15 protein-coding genes and 1 pseudogene are annotated in these 21674 nt (G+C 71.8%); 3 read left to right on the top strand and 13 right to left on the bottom strand.

The window, feature by feature from the left end; translation table 11 throughout:
* Positions 1-28: 28 nt before the first annotated feature.
* Positions 29-568, bottom strand: a complete 540-nt coding sequence (locus ABZS97_RS08930; protein WP_356135233.1) for a hypothetical protein — start codon at positions 566-568, stop codon at positions 29-31.
* A 337-nt stretch (positions 569-905) separates the two neighbouring features.
* Here ABZS97_RS08930 and ABZS97_RS08925 point away from each other — a divergent pair, with 337 nt between their 5' ends.
* A complete protein-coding gene (locus ABZS97_RS08925) occupies positions 906-1682 on the top strand; it encodes a polysaccharide lyase family 7 protein (RefSeq protein ID WP_356135231.1) in 777 nt (258 codons plus the stop codon).
* Here ABZS97_RS08925 and ABZS97_RS08920 read toward each other — a convergent pair.
* The 8 genes from ABZS97_RS08920 to ABZS97_RS08885 all read right to left on the bottom strand — a co-directional run bounded on the left by ABZS97_RS08920 (position 1671) and on the right by ABZS97_RS08885 (position 12683).
* Positions 1671-3551, bottom strand: a complete 1881-nt coding sequence (locus ABZS97_RS08920) for a HAMP domain-containing sensor histidine kinase (protein WP_356135229.1) — start codon at positions 3549-3551, stop codon at positions 1671-1673. The two genes, ABZS97_RS08925 and ABZS97_RS08920, sit on opposite strands and share 12 nt — an antisense overlap.
* Entirely contained in the window at positions 3548-4249 is a 702-nt protein-coding gene (locus ABZS97_RS08915) for a response regulator transcription factor (RefSeq protein ID WP_356135226.1), read from the bottom strand. Before ABZS97_RS08915 ends, ABZS97_RS08920 begins: the two co-directional genes overlap by 4 nt.
* Positions 4250-4377: 128 nt before the next feature.
* Entirely contained in the window at positions 4378-5145 is a 768-nt protein-coding gene (locus tag ABZS97_RS08910) for a L,D-transpeptidase family protein (RefSeq protein ID WP_356135224.1), read from the bottom strand.
* A gap of 89 nt (positions 5146-5234) precedes the next feature.
* The gene (locus ABZS97_RS08905) at positions 5235-7403 is read right to left on the bottom strand and encodes a hypothetical protein (protein WP_356135222.1); all 2169 of its coding nucleotides are present in this window, start codon (positions 7401-7403) and stop codon (positions 5235-5237) included.
* A 63-nt stretch (positions 7404-7466) separates the two neighbouring features.
* Positions 7467-9323: a GMC family oxidoreductase N-terminal domain-containing protein gene (locus tag ABZS97_RS08900; RefSeq protein ID WP_356135220.1), complete on the bottom strand. Its 1857-nt coding sequence runs from the start codon at positions 9321-9323 to the stop codon at positions 7467-7469.
* Complete coding sequence (locus tag ABZS97_RS08895) at positions 9320-10711, bottom strand: hypothetical protein (RefSeq protein ID WP_356135218.1); 1392 nt, start codon at positions 10709-10711, stop codon at positions 9320-9322. The genes ABZS97_RS08900 and ABZS97_RS08895 overlap by 4 nt, the downstream gene beginning before the upstream one ends.
* Complete coding sequence (locus tag ABZS97_RS08890) at positions 10708-11394, bottom strand: GntR family transcriptional regulator (protein WP_356135216.1); 687 nt, start codon at positions 11392-11394, stop codon at positions 10708-10710. The genes ABZS97_RS08895 and ABZS97_RS08890 overlap by 4 nt, the downstream gene beginning before the upstream one ends.
* A gap of 143 nt (positions 11395-11537) precedes the next feature.
* Entirely contained in the window at positions 11538-12683 is a 1146-nt protein-coding gene (locus ABZS97_RS08885; protein ID WP_356135214.1) for a sulfite oxidase, read from the bottom strand.
* 132 nt (positions 12684-12815) lie between these two features.
* Here ABZS97_RS08885 and ABZS97_RS08880 point away from each other — a divergent pair, with 132 nt between their 5' ends.
* The gene (locus ABZS97_RS08880) at positions 12816-13493 is read left to right on the top strand and encodes an AIM24 family protein (protein WP_356135212.1); all 678 of its coding nucleotides are present in this window, start codon (positions 12816-12818) and stop codon (positions 13491-13493) included.
* Positions 13494-13557: 64 nt separating this feature from the next.
* Here the strand turns inward: ABZS97_RS08880 and ABZS97_RS08875 are convergent, their stop codons facing one another.
* The 3 genes and pseudogenes from ABZS97_RS08875 to ABZS97_RS08865 all read right to left on the bottom strand — a co-directional run.
* The gene (locus tag ABZS97_RS08875; protein ID WP_356135210.1) at positions 13558-15342 is read right to left on the bottom strand and encodes a M4 family metallopeptidase; all 1785 of its coding nucleotides are present in this window, start codon (positions 15340-15342) and stop codon (positions 13558-13560) included.
* 340 nt (positions 15343-15682) lie between these two features.
* On the bottom strand, positions 15683-16759 hold the full coding sequence (locus ABZS97_RS08870) for a polyprenyl synthetase family protein (RefSeq protein ID WP_356135208.1): 1077 nt from the start codon (positions 16757-16759) through the stop codon (positions 15683-15685).
* Positions 16760-17076: 317 nt separating this feature from the next.
* Positions 17077-18096, bottom strand: a pseudogene (locus tag ABZS97_RS08865) (tetratricopeptide repeat protein); the annotation flags it as partial.
* Positions 18097-18674: 578 nt separating this feature from the next.
* Here ABZS97_RS08865 and ABZS97_RS08860 point away from each other — a divergent pair.
* The gene (locus ABZS97_RS08860; protein WP_356135206.1) at positions 18675-19757 is read left to right on the top strand and encodes a hypothetical protein; all 1083 of its coding nucleotides are present in this window, start codon (positions 18675-18677) and stop codon (positions 19755-19757) included.
* Between the two features lie 112 nt (positions 19758-19869).
* On the opposite strand, the gene ABZS97_RS08855 is transcribed toward ABZS97_RS08860, so the two are convergent.
* Positions 19870-21309: an ankyrin repeat domain-containing protein gene (locus ABZS97_RS08855; RefSeq protein ID WP_356135204.1), complete on the bottom strand. Its 1440-nt coding sequence runs from the start codon at positions 21307-21309 to the stop codon at positions 19870-19872.
* Between the last annotated feature and the right edge of the window lie 365 nt (positions 21310-21674).

The raw sequence follows: 21674 nt of genomic DNA, 5'->3' as shown, positions 1-21674 counted from the left end.
CCGGGCGGCTGCCCCGGTTGCGTCTGCGCTACGCCGTGAGCGCCTCGCCCGGCGTCAGCCTGTCCAGGAGTGCGGCGTGGTGCAGATCGGCTATGGGAGCGAGGAGGTCCGGGTGGCGCAGTAGCGCCGCGGCCCGCCGGGCGCGGTGGTCGGGCGCGGTCAGGCGCCGGAACTCGATCGGCACGCCGGCCGTGTGGTCGCAGTCCGCGAGTGCGGCCACCGCCGTGCCGGCCAGTTCCGGATCGGTCAGCAAGCAGGCAGCCCAGCTGGCCACGACCTCGTCCACCCAGGTGCGCCACGCGGCCGCGTCCACACCGCCGTCCCCGGCTTCGTGAACGCCGCCGTCCGCTCCGGTGATCCAGTCGAGTCGGCCCGAGCCGCCGGGTCCGGCCACTCCGACGAGCGCGGCGTCCATCCGCGTCGGATAGCGCAGCCACGCCGCGACGGTCACGGCCTGCCGGGCCTGTACCTCGGAGAGAGCCGAGTCCATCGCGCTGCCGTCCGACGGATAGGAACGCGTCAGCCACTGGGCGGTCGCCGCTATGAGCGAGGAGAGATCTGCGAGCACGGGGCCGTCCGAACAAGTGGGGGCGGGAACGGAAACGCTAGCTCGTGACCCTCTGCGGAGAAATGGCCGAAACCACTGAAAATCAGTGGCTTTGGCCACATGAACCCGGTCACCACCTCGATCGCCTCTCCGATCGCCTCTCCGATCGCCTCTCCGATCGCTTCTCCGGATGGAGCGGCATCGAGCCTCAACTCCCGCTCGCGCTCACCCTCTTGACGCCGTTGGTTCAGACCTTTACCGTCACCGCACAGACGTCGGGTTCACAGAGGCGCCCAATGTTCATCCATGTGAACATCCAGCATGAACCCCTTTCCCCCACACCCCGAAGGACGTCGACATGACTCGTTCCAGGGCACTGGCAGCGGCCACCGTCGCGGGCATCGTCTCCGCGGTGACCCTGCTGGGCACCTCCAGCGCAGGCGCGGCCGACCCGAACGTCGCGCCCGGTGGCAACTTCGACCTCTCGGTCTGGCAGTTGCAGGAACCCGTGGGCTCCCCCGGCTCGCCGACCACCATCTCCTCCGCCCGCCTGCAAGGAGCCAACGGCTACCAGGACGCGTACTTCTACACCGACACCCGAGACGGTGCGATGACGTTCTGGGCGCCCGAGAAGGGCGTCACCACCCCCAACTCCCACTACGCCCGCTCCGAGCTGCGCGAGATGAACCGCAACGGCAGCGCGGCCGACTGGCCGCTGGGCGGCAGCCACCGGATGAGCGCCACGCTTCGCGTGGTGTCGGTCACCTCCAACGTCTGCGTCGGACAGATCCACCTGGGCTCCGGCGGCTCGTCCACCAAACCGCTGCTCGAGCTGTACTACCGCTCCAGCGGCGACATCGTCATCGGCACCGAGAACTCACCGGCGGGCGGCCAGACCCTGCACACCGTGGGACATGTGTCGGTCGGCAAGACATGGAACTACACCATCGCGGTCTCCGGCGGCCGAACCATCGACCTGACCGTCAACGGCAGCACCACGCACTACCCGATTCCGTCGTCGTTCTTCCCGTACAAGCAGTACTTCAAGGCCGGTTCCTACAACCAGTCGTCATCCGACAGCACCACGAAGGGTGCGCGGGTCGCCTTCTACGGGCTGAACGTCTCACACGGCTGACGGATCACCCTGTACGTCGGCGGGCGATGCGACGCCGGTCGGGGAACCCCCACCCGGCCGCAGGACAGGGAGCCGCAGCGTGAAGACGGAGCCGACGCCCGGCTCGCTGGTGGCCGTGACCGTACCGTCGTGGGCGGCGGCGAGCTGGCGGACGATGGACAGGCCGAGCCCGCTGCCACCGGTACGCCGGCTGCGGGACTTCTCGGCCCGCCAGAACCTCTCGAAGACACTGGCCAGGTCCTCCGGGGCGATGCCGCTGCCGGTGTCGGCGACCTCAAGGACGACGTGGTCGCCGTCCGTACGGGTGGAGAGCGTGATCGTGCCGTCGGCCGGAGTGTGCCGTATCGCGTTGGAGACGAGGTTGCCCAGCGCCTGCCGCATCCGGACCGGGTCCGCGTCGAGCCACGGGGCGCCGCCGGCCTTCGTGCGCAGGCGGATGCCGGCCCCGTCCGCGCGCACCCGGTGGGCCGCGGCGACCTGTTCGAGGAGTTCGTCGGCGCGGACCGGTTCGCGGTGCAGGCGCAGCGTGCCCGCGTCGGCGGCGGCGAGGTCCTGGAGGTCGTCGATGACGCGCTGGAGCACGAGCGCCTCCTCGTGCAGCGAGGCGAGCAGTTCGGGGTCCGGGGCGACGACACCGTCCCGGGTCACCTCCAGCCAGCCGCGGATGTTGGTGAGTGGGGTGCGCAGTTCGTGGGCGATGTCGCTGACCATCGCTTTGCGCTGCGCCTCCAGGCGTTCGCGGCGTTCGGTCAGGTCGTTGAACGCCTCGGCCAGGATGCCGGTCTCGTCCCGGGTGGTGACGGGCACACGTACATGCTGTTCGGGCGGTTGCTGCGCCGCGTGGGTGAGGGCGCGCAGCGGTCGTACGAGCCGGGTGGCGACCAGTGCGGTCACAGCGACCGTGAGGGCGAGGACGAGCGCGGCGACTCCGACGACCTTCGCCTTGTTGGCCGGTGACATGTCGAAGTGGGGCGGGGCGCTGCTCCCGCTGCCGAGGAAGAGTTCGGCCGTCGGGGCGACGTACGCGTCGAGCTGATGACGGCGGGCGCTGTCGATGCACTCCTTCACCGCCCGGTCCGTGGCGGCCGTCGTCGGGGCCGGATGCCTCCCTGCGCTGTACCGCGGCCGCACGGCCGGATACGTGAAGTCCAGTGTGACGGCCAGAGGGTCGGTAAGGGGCAGCCGACTGTGCGTCAGGCAGGTCCGGACGAGCCCTGTCAGTTCGGCCAGGGCCTTCGTCTCCGTGGGGGTGGGCGTGTTGAGTTTCCCGTCGGCGCACTCGGTCGGCACATAGTCATCCGTGTTGCCACCGTCCTCTCCGGTGAGGACGGGGCGGCCGCTGGGGGTCCGCACGATCGTCGTCTCGAACCCGTTGCGCCGGAAGCACTGCTGCCGGATCAGCGCCAACTTGCCGAGGCGTGCGCGCTCCTTGTCCGTCAGCCGGTACGGCCCCACTGCGCGGGGGTCGATCCCGCTGAGCTGCGCGCCCCGTTCCGAGTAGGTGTCGGTGCGCAGCGGGTCGACGGTGGCGGCGGCCCGGGGCGGCAGGGACGTCCGCACGGTCGCCGAGTCGGCGATCGGCGTCCGCTCCGGCGTTGTCAGAGCAATGCGGCGTCCCGTCCTTTCCGACAGCGTGCGTACCGTGTGCCCGGCGCCGCGCCAGTCCCGATGGGTCGCCGCGTAGGCGCTGAGCTCCCGGAGGATTTCCGTGTCGTCGGCGAGAACCTGCCCCTGTTCCTCCTGGAGGGCGCGGGTCGTCGTCTCCACCGCCAGCCAGGCAGTGGCCGCCACGGAGCACATCGCGATCAGCACCGAGGTGATGAGCAGCCGTACCAGAAGACTCTTGCGGAGCGGGATGCCGGACCTCATCGGTCGCCGCTGAGCTTGTACCCCACGCCGAACACGGTGAGCAGCCGCACGGGGCTGCGCGGATCCGCCTCGATCTTCTTGCGCAGGTTCATGATGTGCACGTCGATGGCCCGCTCGGTGGAGGCCCGGTCGATGCCGCGGGTGCACTGGAGCAACTGCCGCCGGGAGAACACCCGCTCGGGCTCGCCGGCCATGGCCAGCAGGATCTCGTACTCGCCCGGGGTGCATTCCACGGGCCTCCCGTCGCACAGCACCTCATGGCGTGCGGGGTCCACGCTGATCCCGGCGGCCCGGACGGTCCGCCCTTCGCAGCGTTCGGGATCAAGAGCGTTGCGCCCGCTGCGCCTCAGGACGGTGCGGATGCGGGCCATCAGTTCGCGCGGACTGTAGGGCTTCGTCATGTAGTCGTCCGCGCCGAGTTCCAGGCCGAGCAGGATGTCCTCCTCGGCGGAGCGGGCGGTGAGCATCAGGACGGGGATGTCCTCGTCGCGCCGCAGCACCCGGCACACGCCGAGGCCGTCGATGACCGGGAGCATCAGGTCCAGCACGACAAGGTCCGGCCTGTGCCGCCGGACGGCGTCGAGCGCGGCCGCACCGTCGTGGACCACGGTCGTGCTGTGGCCCTCCTGCAACAGCGAGCGGCGTATCAGCTCCGCCTGCATCTCATCGTCCTCAGCGACCAGCACATGTGCACACACGAGGCCGATGCTAAGCGCACCGGAGAGGGCAGTGGCCGGGCGCGAGGCACTTCCCACACCCTGACAACTTCCTCATATCCGCCTGCCACCTTCACCCACGCCCGCCGTGGCGCCTTGCCGAGGGGTGTTCACTTCCGCAGGGAGTCGCCGTCACCCATGACCACGACAGGGCTCCGGTCCGGGTCCAGTGCGCGCAGCAGGGTCTCCATGTGCGCCCGGGCGACGCTGACGCAGCCGTGGGTGGGACCGCCGTGGTCGACGTGGAACCAGATTCCACCGCCGCGTGCCGCGCCCAGCGGGCGGGTCCAGTCCAAGGGCGTGGTTCCGGGCCTGCGGTTGTAGTTGATGGCGATGACGTAGTCGAACGAGCCGGTCAGCGGCTCGCCCTCGAAACCCGTGCCGACGGCGGCGAAAGCGGGCCCGCGGTCGTACGGCAGCCGGGTGCCGGGGTCGGGGAGCAGCCCTCCGGCGTCCGTGAGGGCGTAGACGCCGACGGGCGAGCGGAGGTCACCGGCGCGGTGATGGTCGCTCCAGCCCCTGGCGGCGTTGTGCGCGGGCCAACTCGCACCGGCCTGCCAGCCCGAGGCGGTGCATTCGTACAGCACCACGGTGGACACGGACGAGTCGCGGCCCCGTCCGGTGACGACGACGACCTGACGGGCAGTGGAGGGGACCTTGGCCCAGGTCTTCGGTCCCAGCCCCGGCACCTGCTGGGGTGCCGTCCGTGGGGAGACTTGCGGAACGGGCGTGGTCCTGGCTGCGTGACTTGTGCCGTTCCCCGGTTCGGGGGCGGCGCCGGTCGCGTGGTCCATCGCCGCCTCGTTGTCGCCTCCGCAGCCGGCGAGCAGGAGCGAGGTGGCCAGGACGGCGGCCGGTATCCGTATGGATCTGATCATGTGTCGACCTTGGCGGACGGATATGAGGAACTCGTCAGGTCTTCACGGCCGGAGCGGCGCCACGGTGCCGGAACTCGGAGCGCCTGCCGTCAACGGTCGTGTGCGCGCTCGGCGTTGAGGGCGTTCACCGCTCCCCCGGCGTCGCCGATCGTCGTGTAGTCCACCGCGACGAAGTTGACCGGGCGGCCGCGCTCGCGCTCGCAGGCGTGGACACGGTCCAGCACGTCCTGGCGCCGGTTGACCTGTCCGGCGTCGAGGCGGCTGCCGCCGTCGATGGTGATGAAGTGGTTGAGGAGGAAGAGCCGCTTGTCCGTGCCCCCGCGGTGCGGTGCGCAGGTCATCTCCTGTGCGGACCGGAAGGCGAACGGCGTCTCCATGCCGTACCGGTAGAAGTTCCGGTACCAGGGTGCGGGGCCGTCGGCCCGCTCGGCGAAGACGACGAGGCGGTGGCCGTCGTCGATCATGTCGCCGACGGTGGGCCAGGGGTGGTGGGCGTCCTCGTCGGGGGTGAACAGCAGGTCCGTCAGCCCGGCCTGTTCGACGGCGTGTGCCGTGTCGGTGCCGCTGATGTCGTCCTGCACGATGAGGGTGACGACCTCGGTGGGGTGCGCGTGCAGCCAGTCCCCCAACTCCCGCAGTGTCGGCACCAGTTCGAGCGCGCCCGCGCGGCACACCGAGTGGCACAGCCACCACCCCTCGCGCGCGGGGTTGAACCGGTTGACGGCGTCCAGGACGAACTTCTGCGCCTCGGGCGGGATGTCGGACTCCTTGAGCCGCTCGGCGACCTGATCGGGCCGCTCCCAGTGATAGGTGTCGATCTGCAGGGCGCGTACGCCGTCGCCGAGCTGGCCGGTGATGCCGGGGTCCTGGAGCGGGCCGATGAACCGGTCCGCCGTCGTGGACATCGCGTTGTGCGAGGTGAGTTGAGCGAGTTCGTCGTACGGCAGGTCGCACAGGCGGGTGCTGCCCTGGCAGACGCGGGCGTCCTGGCCGGTGAACGCGAGCGGCACCAGGGCCACCCCGGCCAGGGCGAGCGCGGTGGCGCCGAGGGCGGGCACGGCTTGGGCACGGCGGGTGGCGAAAGGGTCCGGTCGTCGTTCCATGAGCCGTGCGAGGGCGACGAGGAGGGCGCCCGCGAGCAGCGGCACGAGGGCGGTCGTCAGGGCGGCGGTGAGCATGCGGTCGAAGGCGGCGGTCTGCACGTCGTCGACCAGCCGCGCGACCGACTCCGGCCAGGACGACGGCGTGTCCAGTACCTTGCGGCCGGTCATCAGCCCCAGGACGAGGGCGACGACGGCCGCCGTGAGGCCGCCCGCGCCGAGCGCCCAGCCCAGCTGCCGCAGCCGCCCTGGCACGTTTGGCGGCGCGGTGAACCACAGCACGGCGAGGGACGCGAGGGCCACCAGCAGGGCCAGGGGTTCGACCACGCCGAGCGCGAGTCGCGTCCCGGCGCGCGCCTGGTCGAGGGCGCCGACCGAGCCCGCTCCGAGGTCGGCCGTGATGTTCCAGGTTCCGCCGTCGGCCGCCTTCCGCAGATCCGCGGCGGCCGCACGCGTACGGTCGGAGAAGACGGCCGGTCCGACGGCGGCGAGTGCACCGGCGACATCGCCGTCGGCGAGGGCCGCCTCGACGTCGGCGCGCAGCGCCGGCCGCCCGCTCTCCGGTACGGCTCGCAGCAGTGTGTCGGCCGCGGCCGAGACCTGCTGTGCGGTCAGGGAGAGGCTGGGCAGCCGGACCGGTGCCTGTCCCGCGGTCAGCCGGGTCACGGCCTGGACGAGCCCGGCGCGAAAGGCCGCGAAATCGGGTTCGGGGGTCTCCTGCAGGGATCCCACGAGGTCGCCGAAGTAGATCTGCGAGAGGTCCCCGAGGTTCGCCGCCAGGGGCCGGACGTCGACCGACAGACGCAGCGGGTCCTCGTCGCCCCGCAGATGGGCGACGAGGTGTCCGATCTGCTCGTTCGTGAGGGCGCGAAGCGTCTCGGGCGGCAGCACCGTCTTGAGGTTGGACGTCACCGCCGCCTCCGGGACCGGCAGCCGGCCGAGCAGGTCCCTGGTCACGGGGCTGACCCGGGGATCGACAAGGACCTGGTCGTACAGCCGCGAGTATGCGTGCTGGTCGTCCAGTACGGACCGGTAGAACCCCGCGTCCAGCACGGTGCTGCGCGCGGTGGCGGTGGCGATCACGACGGCGAGGGACAGGACGGCGAGCACCCACGCCGCCAGGCGCGCCACCCGTGTGCGTCCCGTGGCGGTGCCCATGCCCTCATGCTCCGCCGTGCCGGGCTCGGCGGCGACCGGGCGCTCGCCTGCCCCGCACCTGTATCAGCGCTGTGGCCTGCCGCCCTCGCGTTCGACGAGCGATTCCGTGATGCCCAGAGCCGCCGCCATGACGCTCAGCTGAGGGTTGACCTCCGGACAGGACGGCAGCACGGACGCGTCGGCGACCAGGACGCCGCGCACACCCCGCACCCGGCCTTCGGGGTCCACCGGGGCGCGCTCGGGATCGTCGCCGGCGGCGGCCGTGCCGGTGGGGTGGAACGCCGAGAGGTGCAGCCGGCGCGCGTCCACTGCGGCGAGGAGCTCGTCCAGTTCGCCGAGCGAGCGGGCGCGGGGCGCGCACGGGATGCCGGTGAGGACCTCTTCGGCGCCCGCCGCGAAGAGGAGCCGGCCCATGGCCCGGACAGCGGTCATCAGCCGGTCTCCGTCACGGCGGTCCAGGTCGTAGCGGACGAGGGTGCGCTCGCGTCCCTGGACTCGGCCCGAGGGACGGTCGGCGATCATGGCGCCGAGGGTCGCGAGGTGCTCCGCACCCTCCAGTTCGCGGCGGAGCGCCCGGCCGAGGCCCGGCAGTACGAAGCTGCTCATGCCCGGCGGGCTCGCGGTGGCCTCGATGAGGATGCCCCGGTCGTGGAGCTCCTCGATGCCGGCGCTCTGCAGTACGCCCTGCCAGGAGGTGACACGCTCGGCGAAGCGTCCGGCGACGCTGGTGGCCGGGTGCACGCTGAGGTTGCGGCCGAGGCGCGGATGGCCGCCCAGTCCCGAGCGGCGCAGCAGCGCCGGTGTCTGCAGCGCTCCGGCGGCGGTCACGACGAGCGGACTGAGGATCTCCAGCCGGCTGCCGTCCGGCCGCCGTACCTGGACACCGGCTGCCCGGGGTTCGCCGGGGCGGTCGCGGTCCAGCAGGATCCGCCGTACCCGCGCGCCCGTCACGACCTTGGCCCCCGCGGTGCAGGCGTCGGGCAGGACAGAGAGCTGCACGCTCTGCTTGGCGCCGGTGGGGCAGCCCACCACGCACTGGCAGGAGCCCCTGCATCCGGGGGCGTTGCGGCGCAGGGGCCCGGCGCGCCAGCCGAGCCGTTCGGCCCCGGCGAGGGCGAGCAGTCCGTTGTTGCCCAGGACGTCGAGCGGTTGGGTGGCCACGCGCACGGTGCGCTCGACCTCGTCGAGCCAGGGTCCGAAGCGTTCGGCGAGCCGGAAGCCGTGGCGGCTCCAGCGCTCCAGCACGGGGGCCGGAGTGCGGTAGCAGGTACCGGAGTTGACCACGGTGGTGCCGCCTACGGCGCGTCCGACGGGCAGCAGGAGGGGCGGGTTGCCCAGGGCGAAGGTGGCGCCGCCGTCCCGGTACAGCTCGGTGAACCGGTCGAGCGGTGCCCTTCGGCCGAAGGAGGCCGTCGAGTGGTGCTCCCCCTCCTCCAGCACGACGACGCTCAGTCCGGCCCGGGCGAGCGTGCGGGCGGCCATCGCTCCGCCGGCTCCGGATCCGACCACCACCGCGTCGGCGGTGGAACGCGCGGGCCAGGCATGCGCCGGTGTGCAGTCCAGGGGCGGGTCCTCGGGTGCCGGGCCGGCTGCGGGTCCGCCGGATACCGCGAGCAGCCGCTCGGTGGCCGCCGCGAGCAGGACGAGCACCTTGAGGACATCCAGCAGCGGGGCGAGCGCGGGGCGCCCGCCGAGCGCACCGAGGACTTCCTCGCGTCCGTCGAGGTCGAGGGCCGCCAGGCGTCTGCCGGTGCGGGCGACGGCGTACGTCTCGACCGCCGCGAGACCCATCCGTACGCCGGCTCGTGCGGGGCCGGGCATCGCGTCGAGGAGGGCGTCCAGGCGGTCCGGCACCCGGGCGGGCCACGCCTCGTCGCCCGTGTCGGCGAGCAGCGCGGCGACGAGTCCTTCGGCGCTCACCGCTCGCCCACCTCGGCGTGCGCGGTGGCGTCGAGGGCCCAGTCGGCTTCCGGGCGCCAGCGGCCCCACCAGCACTCCAGTACGACGCGGGCGTCGGCCGTCTCGCTGTTGCGACATACGGCGCGGGAGCCGTCCGGATCGCGGTACTCCAGGGTGAGGGTGCGCTCGGCGGGCTGGGTGACCTCGACGCGGATGCGGCGCAGGGCGGTGCGGCCGGTCACGGTCCAGCCGGGCAGGCCGATCCGTGCCCGGAAACGTCCAAGGCCCAGCAGTCCGATCGCCGACCGCTCCGCACGACGCGGCCAGGTGCGGCCGTGGCGCCGCAGGCGCAGGAACACCAGCGGCGGCAGCCGGCGCAGGCCCGGGCGGGTGGAGACCGCCGCGACGATCTCCAGCACATCACCGCCGCCCAGCTCGGCATGGAGCCAGGCCCAGCGCCGGGCGTTGCCGTGCCCGTAGATGCGGGCCGTGGCGCCGGGTGCGCCGGCCAGGTTCACCGTACGGTCCCCGTAAGAAATGGCGCCCTCGTACGTGGCCCGCGCGGCCGGGAGCATCTGGGCGGCGGGCAGCAGGGGGCGGCGCCAGGACCAGCGCGGAAAGGTGAACAGCGCAGGCCCTTCGGCGCGTTCGGTGAGGTCCCAGCCGAACTCGCCCGCGGTGCCGGTCAGTCGGCCGGGCATGGCGGTGACGCCGTCTGCCCTGAAACCGCTCGCGGGGCTCTTCCAGGGGACGGGTCCGAACCGGGCGTGCCGTACCTCGCCGCGGCGGGGGAAGGCCGCGACCCAGCCGTGCGCCGTCGGCTCGGATCCGTCGGCGGGCGCGGTCAGTTCGTGGTGCAGCCAGACGCCGGTGCCGCTCGCCGGATCGGTCAGGGTCGTGTACCAGACCTCGGTGCGCCCCGGGGCACCGTTCCAGCGCGGCGCGAGGTGCTCCGCGCCGGTGTCGCGCCGGGGGAAGCGGAAGCTGAGGAGGAAGGGCGCGAGACCGGTGGCGAGAGGGAAACGCAGCACCCCTTCGCCCACCCGCGCATCCCCCTCGAACAGCGTGAACGGCAGGACGGTCATCGAGGTGACGGGGCTGCGGGGCGTCACGGATTTCCAGCCGTCGAGAGTGAGGACGCGGCCGTTCGCGGTGAACGTGAGCCGGTAGCGGATACGGCGTCGGGAAAGCGGGGAGATCTCCAACTCGCCCTCGGCGCACGGGTCGTCGGCCCATCCCGCGATCCTGATCCGGCCGCTCAGACGGGCCTCGGTCGTCCGGTGAGGGCGCAGCAGACGGTCGGCCTCGGCTCGCAGGTCGAGGCGGATGCGGCGCGTCTGCTTCTCGTGCTGCTCGCCGTCGAGGCGGACCGTGCCGAGCATCGTCTCGGTGAACGCGGTGCCCCTCACGTGAGGTTCTCCCGCATGAGGCGTTCGGTGGCCTCCAGGTAGGCGTCGGCCGCGGTGTGCGCCTGCCGGGTGTCGCCGGCGGTCACGGCTTCGACGACCGGGGCCAGCCGCGCGTGGGCCGCCGCGGGGTCGGTGAAGGGCCCCTCGAGTGCGGCGCGCACCGGCAGGTAGGCGTTGAAGAGGGTGTTCGTGAGCAGGACGTACACGCGGTTGCCGGTGGCCCGGGCGAGCGCGCGGTGCACTTCCACGTCGGCCAGTTGCACCGCGTCGGTGTCCTCGGCCTCCCGTACGGCTTCCAGGAGTGCGCGCAGTTCGTCGTGCATGCCGGCGGTGGCGCGTGACGCCGCCCGCTCGGCGATCAACGCGCCGATGCTGCGCCGCACTTCGAAGACCTCTTGGACCCATCGGGCGTCGTGGCGGACGAGCATGGGCAGCAGGTCGGCGCCGCCCAGGCGCACGTAGTCGCGCACCCGGGTTCCGACTCCGTGCCGGGTCTCCAGCAGGCCTGCCGTGACCAGCCGCCCGAAGGCGTGCTTGAGCGTGGTGCGGGTGACACCGTAGCCGTCGGCGAGCCGGCGTTCCGGTGGCAGGTAACTGCCCGTCGGGTGGCGGCCGTTGAGGATGTCCTCGCGCAGCCGGTCCTCCAGGACGTCCACGATCGTCTCGCGCGGCAGTGCCTCCACAGTTCCCCCTGGGGCGAGTGGCTGAGTGGTCCAGTGGCTCAGCCACTGAACCAGTGGAGGTCTTCACGGTCAACCCCCGCACAGGACACGCTTATTGGGGAAGTGCGAGAGTGGACCGGGGCGCCGTGCGCCCGCTCAGTCGTTCAGCGGGACTCACCCGGGGTGCCGGAGTCGCCGGCGTCCAGGCACAGGACGCTCACCCGCTGGACCAGGTTGATGGCGAAGCCGCCTCGGTTCCACGGCTGGTCCAAGGGCTGGGTGTGGCCCTCGGCGTCCGTGGCCCGGGCGCTCAGGACGTGGCTGCCGGGTGTGGCGTCCCAGGGGAAGGTCCACCGGCGCCAGGCCCAGCGGTGACCGGTGACCTGCTCCAGCTCCGCCGGGTGCCAGGAGCGGCCCGCGTCCGTGCTCACCTCTACTCCGGTCACCGGTGCGCGGCCCGACCAGGCGCGTCCGGTCAGCGGTACGGCGCCGGGGCGGACCACCCTGGTCCGGGACATGAAGTCCGGGAAGCCGGGCGGGATCAGCAGGGCGCGCGGCGCGATCCGGGTGACGGGTTCGCCCTCGTCGCCGGCGTCCTGGCGGAGCCGGTAGGCCACGGCTTGCTGGAAGCCCGTGAACGGGGTGTCGACGACCGTGACGTCACGCAGCCACTTCACGTGCGCCATGCCGTACCAACCGGGCACCACCAGACGCAGCGGGCGGCCGTGCTGGGGCGGCAGCGGGGCACCGTTCATCTCGTACGCGACGAGGATCTCGGACTCCTCGCCGGTGGCCGCGTCCAGCGGGAGCGCGCGCTGGTAGTCCTGCTCGACGCCGCGTTCGACTCCGTGGTCGGCGCCGGTGAAGACGACGTCCACACCGTCCGGTTCGACGCCCGCCTCGGCGAGCAGCAGGCGCAGCGGCACACCCGTCCACTCGGCCGTGCCGACCGCCTCGACCAGCCACGGCTGGCTCACCGGCCGCGGCGTCAGCAGGGCCCGGCCGTTGCCCGCGCACTCCATGGTCACCCGCACGGTGGCCGCCGGATACGACCTCAGGTCGTCCACGCCCAGCTGCAGGGGACGCCTTACCCGGCCACCCAGGGTCAGCTGCCACGGGGCGCCGTCGACGTCGGGGATGTCGTAGTGCGTGAGCACATAGTGCAGGCCGGGCGGTGTGACGTCGTACCGCAGCGCCTCCAGCGGCAGTCCGTGGTTCCGGGCGGCCAGGGCCAGCTCCTCCTGGCTGATGCCCTCGTCCGGAGCGGCCAGCCGAGCTGCGGAACTCACGTCATCGAGCCGATGTCCCATGCCCGCCACGGTGCCAGCCCGCCGGGGCCGGCGCCAGTCCGGGCGCCCGAAAATCCGCAGGTACCCGGACGTTCGGGAACGGCAACTCCGCGATCTTGGCGGAATGGAAGCCTCCGGGCCAAGATGCCCCGCATGAAGGGTGATCTCTTTTCCAGTGACCACATGGTGCAGCCCGCCGTCGCGCCGGGCATGACCATTCAGAACGCCAAGTCGATCAAGTACGCCGTCAACGGCGACATGTTCGCGCGGCAGGGGGCGATGATCGCCTTCCGGGGGAATCTGCAGTTCGAGCGCAAGGGCCAGGGCGTGGGCGGCATGCTCAAGCGTGCGGTCACCGGTGAGGGTCTGCCGCTGATGGCGGTGCGCGGGCAGGGCGAGGCCTGGTTCGCGCACGAGGCGCAGAACTGTTTCATCGTCGACATCGAGCCTGGCGACGTTTTCACTGTCAACGGCCGGAACGTGCTCTGCTTCGACTCCACGTTGTCGTACGAGATCAAGACCGTGAAGGGCGCGGGCATCACCGGCGGCGGCCTGTTCAACAGCGTCTTCACCGGGCATGGCCGACTCGGGCTGATCTGTGAGGGAAACCCGCTGGTCATCCCCGTCTCGCCGCAGCAGCCGGTGTTCGTCGACACGGATGCGATCGTGGGCTGGACCGCTCACCTGCACACCTCGCTGCACCGGTCGCAGTCGATCGGTTCGATGATCCGCGGCGGCTCCGGCGAGGCCGTGCAGCTGAAGCTGGAGGGCGAGGGCTACGTGGTGGTCCGGCCCAGCGAGGTGACGCCGCAGAAGACGCAGCAGCACTGAGCCCCGTGAACGTCGAAGGGTGCCCCGCCGTACGGCGGGGCACCCGAACCTCGTTCGTCAGCCGTCAGTGATTGGCGGACGGGGTGTTGGCCGAGGTGACGTTGACCGCGGCCCAGGCCTTGTTCACCGTCTTGTACTCGGTGCTGCTCGCGCCGTACAGGTCGGCGGCCGCCTTGAGGGTGGCCTTCCGCGCGTCGTGGAAGTCGGTCGTGGAGACCATGTACCGCGTCAGCGCCCGGTAGTAGATCGCCGTGGCCTTGGTGCGCCCGATGCCCGTCACCCGCGAGCCGTCGTACGTGGGCGAGTTGTACGCCACGCCGCCGATCGTCTTGCGGCCGCTGCCCTCGGCGAGCAGGTAGTAGGCGTGCGACGAGACGCCGGAGCCCGCGTGGACCTCGGTGTCGTAGGCCGCGGAGGACCAGTAGTCGATCGTCCCCTCCAGCCTGTCGAGCGAGGGGTGGTCGAGGCGGCGCAGGAACTTCTGCTCCAGCCCGAGCTTCTCGCCGAGGAGGTAGTTCGGCGGGTTGTTCGGGTTGTTGGCGGAGAACTCGACGTTCGACCCGAAGATGTCGGCGAGCGACTCGTTGAGCGCGCCGGGCTCGCCGTACTGGTTGCCGTCCTGGTCCACACGGGTGGGCTCCAGGCCGGCGGTCGCGTCGACGACGCCGTGGGTCAGCTCGTGGCCGGTGACGTCGAGGACGACGAGCGGCTTGGTGAACAGCTCGCCGTCTCCGTCGCCGTAGAGCATGCAGCCGCAGGTCGAGTCCCAGAAGGCGTTGCCGACCTTGTTGCCGAAGTGGACCATCGCGCGGGCGCCGGTGCTGTTGTTCTTGATGCCCTTGCGACCGAAGGTCTTCTTGTAGAAGTCCAGCGTCTTGGTGATGCCGTACTGGGCGTCGACCGCGGCGGTGGTGCGGCTGGAGGTGGTGCCGGTGCCCCACTTGTTGTCGCCGTCGGTGAACTTCTTGCCGCGCGAGAAGGCTTCCAGCTCCTGGCCCCTGGCGTCCCGGGTCTCGGTGTTCCACCGGGTCGGGTCCTTGAGGACGTAGGTGGTGCTCGCGGTCCGCGTGGTGGTCAGCGTCACCTTGCCGACGAAGAGCGACTTGCCGCTGCCGGTGGCGGTGGACGGGTAGTGGGCGGTGCCCTGGCCCGTCGCGAACGCGGACGGCGCGGCGTCGGTGCCGAGGCCCGTCTCGGGGCTCAGCTTCTCGCCGCGCTTGCGCAGGGTCTCGTCGAGCGAGGGCGAGATGAACTCGTCGATGACGGGGGTGTTGCTGCGGATGCGGCCGGTCTGGGCGTCCACGACGACCGTGCGGGAGCCGCCCGCCTCCGTGGTGTCGCTGCCGTTGACCTGCACCTGGTAGGCGAGGGCGGCCGCGCCGTCACGGGCGTCGACGACGAGCTGGGCACTGCCCGCGTCACCCTTGGCGGCCGCGGCGGCCTTCTGCTCGGCCTGCTGGGCCGTCAGCTTCGCCTTGGTCGCGCCCGGCTTGACCACGTGGTCGGCGGCCCGCGTCACACCGAGATAGGCGGACTGCTTGCTGAGGTGGACGACGAGGTCGCCGCCCAGCACCGGCATACCGCCATGAGAGCGCACGAAGCGGACGTGCTGCTTGCCGTCCGGGTCGACCATGACGTCCTTGGCCTGCAGGGTGTCGCCCTGAATGACACCGGTGGCCGACGCGTGGGCGAAGGCGGCCGCCTTGGCCGCGTCCACCGGAGAGGACGCCGAAGTCGCCACACGTGCGGGCGAGTCGGGCGTGGTCGCAAGAGCCTGGCCCGCCGGGATCGTGGCAGCCGTCGTCACCGCGACGGCGATCGCCAGACGGCGTATGTGGGGTCTACGCACTGAGTTCCTTTGAACATGGGCGGCCGGGATCGCCAACCGTCCTGACACACAGCGCTGTTGAGCACCGTGGGGGCTGTCGGGCCCCGAGGCGACACCTTCACCGATTCACCATGTACATGTAAAGAAGGAAGATCCCTTTTGCAACTTTCAAGGCGATTTCTTTACGCATTTTCATGTCTCGGTGATCGACAGGTGACCAACTGTGCGTCGACTGTGCGCCGTCCGAACAGATGCGAAGACGGCTGGAACGGTTGCCTGACCGGGTCCGCTGACACGTGGATGTGACGGACCTCGCATCGCCTCGGGCACGCAGCAGGCAGCCAGGCCGGGGCGAAGAAGGTCAGATCACTCGATGGGCGAGGGAGGACAGCAGGGTGCGCAGGTCCTCGACCGCTCGCGGCGCCAGGCCGGCACCGGCCAACAGACCGTCCGCCGCCGCGAGATGACGGCGCGCCTCGCGCAGAGCCGCGCCCCGGCCGCCCGCCTGCTCGACGAGCGCAACCGCCAGACGTACGGTCGTGTCGTCCAAGGCGGCGCGGGATGCGAGGAGTTCGGCAAGCGCCGACCCGCCGGAGGCGTCCAGGGCCGCCAGGACAGGAAATGTCTTCTTTCCCTGCCGCAGGTCGCTGTGCACCGGTTTGCCGGTAACAGCGGGATCGCCCCAGATGCCGAGAACGTCGTCGGCGATCTGGAAGGCCACGCCGAGATGGCGCCCGGCGCGATCGAGAGCAGCGACCGTCCGGTGCGGCGCGCCTGCGAGTTGCGCGCCAAGGGCGGGCGCGCAGCCGAGCAGGGCGCCCGTCTTGTGCTCGGCCATCGTCGCGTACTCCGCCGCGCTCACCGCCTCGGGGCCGGTCCATGGGCGGTGCGCGAACAGCAGGTCGTCCGCCTGACCTCGGACCAGGTCGCTGAGGGCCGCGGTGAGCTGTCGTACGGCTCCCGCCAGGCGCGGCGTCGCCGGGGTCGCGGCGAGGGTCTCGACGGCCAGGGCGAAGAGCGCGTCACCGGCGAGGACGGCGGGACCGGTGCCGTACGCCGCCCAGACGGCGGGACGGCCGCGGCGCATCGCGTCGCCGTCCATGATGTCGTCGTGCAGCAGCGAGAAGGTGTGCACGAGCTCCACGGCCACAGCGGCCGGCACGCCCGCCTCGGCGGGGGCTCCGGCGGCCTCGGCCCCCAGCACCGCCAGCGCCTGCCGCACCCCCTTGCCCGCACTGTGCGCGGCGGGGGCACCGCCCACTTCGCAACGCCCCAGCGCGTATCCGGCCATCTCCCCCACCCAGGGGTGCAGGCCGCCGATCGCCCGGGCCAGCGCCGGGGCGACCAGCTCGCGGGTGCGGCGCAGTATGTGTGCGGCGTCGACGACCAGGACCTCGGGCGACGTACGGACGGCGGTGGAGGCGGAGGTGGGCGTCATCGGGTGGCCTCCGAGCGCGGGTTCGCGGGGCGAGCCGTGGCGTTCGCCGAGGTGGGGGTGGGTTGCGGTGCGGACGGGGCGCGACCCGTGCGCTCTTGCGCGAGGCCGGGTTCCGGCCGCTCTTCTGTGGGGCCGAGCCCGATCCGGTGTTCCGCGCGCCTGGGCTGCACCTGCTGCCGTGCGAGGCCCGGCGTCTCCGGCGCTTGCGCGAGGCCGGGCTCCGTCCGCGCGTCAGCGAGGGCCGGCTCCGGTCGCGCGTCAGCGAGGGCCGGCTCCGGTCGCGCGTCAGCGAGGGCCGGCTCCGTCCGCTCTTGCGTGAGCCCCAGCTCGACTCGCGCCTCTTCGACCATCCGATGGGCATGCCTCAGGCCGATGCCTTCCAACACCCGGGCCAGCTCGGCCAGTTCCGCGGCGGTCTCGGTGCGGTCGCGGCCCAGGCGGGCCCGGGATTTGGCAAGGCCCAGGCGGGAGAGGGCTCGGCCGCGCGGCTCGCTCATGGCCTCGAACTCCGCGAGGGCCTGTGCGTAGACCTCGCGCGCCTCTTCGTAGCGTCCCGCCCGGTAGAGGACGTTGCCGCGCATCTTGTGGTTGTAGGCGAGCGCACCGGACAGTTTCATCGTCCGGCAGGACGCCTCCGCCTCGCTCAGCAACTCCAGCGCACGCCCGGTGTCCCGATCGCGTACGGAGACGATGTCCGCGAGGCCGCGCAGGGCCCAGGCGTGCCCGCGACGGTCCTCGGCACGCGCGGCGATCTCGGCAGCCTCCTCGAAGAGGCCGTACGCCGTGTCGTAGGCACCGGTGTTGCGGTGGATCTGCGCTATGCCCTCCAGCGCCCACACGGTGTGCCGGGCCTCGCCGCGCTTGCGGGCCTCGGCGAGAAGCTGCTCGTGCAGCGCGGTCACGGCCGCGTAGTCGCCCTGGATGCGGCCGGTCTCCGCCATCCCCGCCAAGGAGTAGCCGCGCACGACGACGTCCCCGGCGTGCTCCCCGAGTTCGGCGGCCAGCCGCAGCAGCCGCCAGGCCAGCGGGAAGGCACCGCGCTGCCGGGCGAGCGTGCCACCGCTCCACAGCGCCCACGCCATCGCCGCCGTGTCCCCCGCTTCGCGGGCGGTGCGGTAGCTCGTCTTCCAGGCCTGTTCCGCCTCCGCCACCTGCCCCAGTCGGCGATGCGCCTCCGCGACGGCCAGGCCGGAACGGGCCGCCTCGCCCCGCTCTCCCTCTCGCTCGGCGGCGCGAAGCTGCTCGGTGCCCGCCGCGAGGACGTCGGTCAGCGAGGAGTTCACGGACAGGGTGGTCAAAGCGCCCTGGTACTCCGGGGCGAAGGCCTTGCCGTACATGAATGCCTTTCGGTCTGTCACGCGCCGCCAGGCCTCCGCCCGCCGACACGTGATGCGGCTGCTTGCGAACGGGGCACTCGGCTCGACTATCACCTCGATGTATACGCAGCGCGTATACATCGAGGGCATAGTGCGACGGATTTCCACCTGGGAATTCCCGGCCTGCTATGGATTGCGCGCTACCCGCCCGTTGCCGATCAAGACGACAGTCACGTCCGCACGGTTGCCTCCCTCGCCGAGGAAGGTCGAACTTCCCTGGCCATGTGCCCAGTTGGCCTCGAATCGGAAGGAGACCGGGTGACGCGCCGTACCCGGACGGGTCCGATGTGACGCCGTCCGCCGCGTGTCGCGCCCCGGCCCCCTCCCCGCCTGGTTCTCCCCGGCGAAGAAGGACAGCGATGGCCCACGTCCTGATGTACGCGCACCGCCATCGCGGAACTGCCGGCACCGGCGACCCGCCGAGTGCGGCCGAGTGAGAGCCCGCTTCGCTGCTCGCCAAAGCAGCCGCCGCCTCATGCCAGGATGTGGCCATGGTGTGGCTGAGGAAACGCGGAAGGCGGGCGGTTGCGCTCGTGGCCGTGGCGAACGCGGTGCTGGCGCTGACCGCCTGCGGCTCGGGCGGCTCCGACCACGGGGAGTCCGCGAACTCCGGGGGCCGCGAGGCGAAGTACAAACGCGTCATCGAGGACCCTCATCCACGCCCCGCAGACGTCATCGAAGCTGCCGGCGCACCCACCGGAGTGGCCCGCGCGGACGACGGCTCGCTGCTCCTGACGTACGACGCCGGAAACGTCGAGGACGACGAGGGGCCCGCCGCCACCGCCTGGCGCATCGTCGGCCCCGAGGGCGGTACGGTCGCCGAACACGCGGAACACTCGAACGCGGAGGCGGTGCGGGCCGCGTTCAAGGGAGTACCCGGAGGCTTCGTGCGGGTGCCGGAGGAGGGGGCCGGGGGAACGTACGCCCTCGATGTACGCGGCGAGCGGCACAAGCTCATCACCACCGGGACCCCGTTGCGCGCGCGCCCCGGCGACATCCTGCTCGCCGAAATGGAGCCGACCCTCGTCTACCGCCCCGCCACACGCACGGTGGCACCCCTGGCCGCAGTGCCGAAGGACGCCATCCGCGTCGCCGTCGACGAGCGGGGCACGGTCTGGAGCCTGGATCAGCCCCTGACCGAGGACCCCAACCGTGTCGTATGGCAGCGCGACGGTCGCACCCTCGGCTCCAGGGCCGTCCCGAAGCCGTACACGGGAGACATCCTCGCCGCGCGGGGTGGCATCGCGGCGCTCTCCCTCACCCGGGGCGAGGGTGTGCGCGGCCTGTTGGTGACGACGGACGGCGGCGGGCACTGGCGGACAGTCCTCGACGGCGGCATTGCCTGGCGGGACCTGAAGCGTGGCCCGGAGTCGCTGGTCCTGGAGCTGTTCTCGGACGGACGGCTGCTCGTCGGCGAGGAAGGCGGCCGCTACTGGCTCGCCGACGACCGGACCAACAGCGCCTTCCACGAGCTGAGGACACCGGCCGCATTCACGTCGGTCTCGGTCGACGGCACGACGCTCTACGGCATCGCGGACGCAACGACGGCGACGTACGACCTGGTGAAGGACGAAGGGCTGTGGACCTCTCGCGACGGCGGCCGTGAGTGGCGGCGCCACTAGGGGGTAGCGGCGGAAGGGCTGTGCGTACGCATCCGCAAGCACCCCAACCGCCACCCCGGCCGGCGCAACAGCGACTGTTCCAGGCGTCCGCCTGCCCGCGCCGCGAAGGTCCTCAGCGCTGAAGCCGCGGTGGCAGTGCCACCCAGCGGCGAGGGGTGCGGCGGTCGACGCCGTCCTGGCCGTCGCTGATCCTCAGACCGGCCGCGGCGCAGGCGTAGGCAAAGATCTCGGCGCCATGGGGGAACGTGGGCTTGCGCTGCCAGAACCGGAAGTTCCAGTAGGCGGCCGGATCCGACTCCTGAGGCGACAGGCCGATCTCTTCGGACTCGACGACTTCACCGTCGCGGGCCAGGGTGCCGAATGTCCCGCCCTTGGCGTTGAAGTACACCCCGTAGGCGGCGGTGCCCGCCGATATCGCTCGCAGCACGGCGTTGTCGCTGGGCATGTACCCGTCCTGAGTGATGACACAGCCGCCTGGGGCGCCGTCCAGACTTCTCACGCCCACGTAGCGCAGCGACTCGTCAAAGTCGTCAGCGTCGTAAGGCGCGTTTTCGAGATCCGTCCTCGGGCAGTGCGCGGGATCGGCGCCGATCCGCCGGATCACCTCGTCCTCGCTCAGTCCCCTTACGAAGCAGATACCGAGCCCTTCGGTCCACAACGGATGGTCACCGAACGCCGCGATGAGCGCGTCCGCCGTCTGCTGCGCGGCGACCTCCTCAGGCGGCAGCTCCACCGTCTCCGGCAGGCCTTGAACGAGAGGCGCGAGCGGCGTGGTCAACAACAGCCGGCCCGGCGACCAGGGACCCGACTGCGGTGTCCATACGTCTGCCCCGGCATCGATCAATGTGCGAACCGTGGCCTCGTCCATGCCGTGGACGGCGTACCACAGCGGCGTGTGCCCGTCGTCATCGCGGGCGTCGACGTCCACAGGGTGCGACAGGAGCGCCGTCACCGCCTCTGCCGCGCCCTGCTCCGCCACCAGGTGCAGCGGGGCGGTGCCACCCCATCCGACGGCGGCGTCGGGCGGCGCGCCTCCCTCCAGCCGGGCCCGGATCAGGGCCGCGTCCCCCCAGTCCCGATAGCCCATCTCCTGCCAGTCGGCCCGCGGCACATAGCGCTGCCGGGCCTCCTCCTCGCGGCGCAGCGCCTCGCGCTGGCGGCGCGTCAGCGGCGGTGCCAGGAACGTCGGCGGTCCGCTCATCTCCGCAGTCATGAAGGCACGCGGCAGCTCTTCCGGATCCGGCGGGTCAAGTCCGGGCCAGACCTCCAGTGCCCGACCGGACGCAGCGCGGAGTGCTGCCACATCGATCGGGGTGCGGACCTCCGCGATCCCCTCGTCCGGCCACTCGATCACCAGTTGCGCGTCCCCGGCGGGCGGGAGTTCCGCCAGATACAGGTCGACGTCCGTCTTGAACAGGGACCTGCGGGAGTGCTGCAGGCTCGGGTCCAACGGGATCAGTCCGACCGCCTGCTCCGTCGCCGCCATGCCCGGCTGTCCGTTCGGCCCGGTGAACCGGACGCCCCTCACCACGGTGCCGTCCAGCGAGGTCACCCGCCGACCGTCGGAGAACAGCAGGCCCACCCGGAGCCCGGACTGTCTTTGCGCGTCCGGGCCCTGTCGGCGGGTCCTTCGGAAGACCGCGAGATGCAAAGTCGCCGACCGCGGCCACACGGACCATCCCGTCAGCAGTACCCGGGATTCGTGGCCGGCACCGACCACTTCAAGCTGCGGCAACCGTGCCGGCGCATACCGGTCGACAGGCGGCGCGTACTGCCCGTCGTCCTCGCCCGGGGGGCGTAACCGGGCCAACACGGCCCGCTCGGAAGCCGGTTCCTCCGCAAGCACAAGATCGTCGAAGAATCCCATGCGCCGAGCGTTGCACACCCCACTGACAGCGCCTGGGAGCCGCCACCTCA

Origin of the sequence: Streptomyces sp. NPDC005485 (assembly GCF_040606085.1) — a bacterium.
Taxonomy (GTDB): domain Bacteria; phylum Actinomycetota; class Actinomycetes; order Streptomycetales; family Streptomycetaceae; genus Streptomyces.
The sequence above is the reverse complement of the archived record's forward strand: the minus strand, read 5'-3'. Positions and strand labels throughout refer to the sequence as shown.

Excerpts from the sequence above, each read along its gene's own strand:
- ABZS97_RS08910 (WP_356135224.1), bottom strand. The coding sequence starts at position 5,145 with ATGATCAGATCCATACGGATACCGGCCGCCGTCCTGGCCACCTCGCTC.
- ABZS97_RS08920 (WP_356135229.1), bottom strand. The coding sequence starts at position 3,551 with ATGAGGTCCGGCATCCCGCTCCGCAAGAGTCTTCTGGTACGGCTGCTC.
- ABZS97_RS08925 (WP_356135231.1), top strand. The coding sequence starts at position 906 with ATGACTCGTTCCAGGGCACTGGCAGCGGCCACCGTCGCGGGCATCGTC.
- ABZS97_RS08870 (WP_356135208.1), bottom strand. The coding sequence starts at position 16,759 with ATGACGCCCACCTCCGCCTCCACCGCCGTCCGTACGTCGCCCGAGGTC.
- ABZS97_RS08905 (WP_356135222.1), bottom strand. The coding sequence starts at position 7,403 with ATGGGCACCGCCACGGGACGCACACGGGTGGCGCGCCTGGCGGCGTGG.
- ABZS97_RS08885 (WP_356135214.1), bottom strand. The coding sequence starts at position 12,683 with ATGGGACATCGGCTCGATGACGTGAGTTCCGCAGCTCGGCTGGCCGCT.
- ABZS97_RS08880 (WP_356135212.1), top strand. The coding sequence starts at position 12,816 with ATGAAGGGTGATCTCTTTTCCAGTGACCACATGGTGCAGCCCGCCGTC.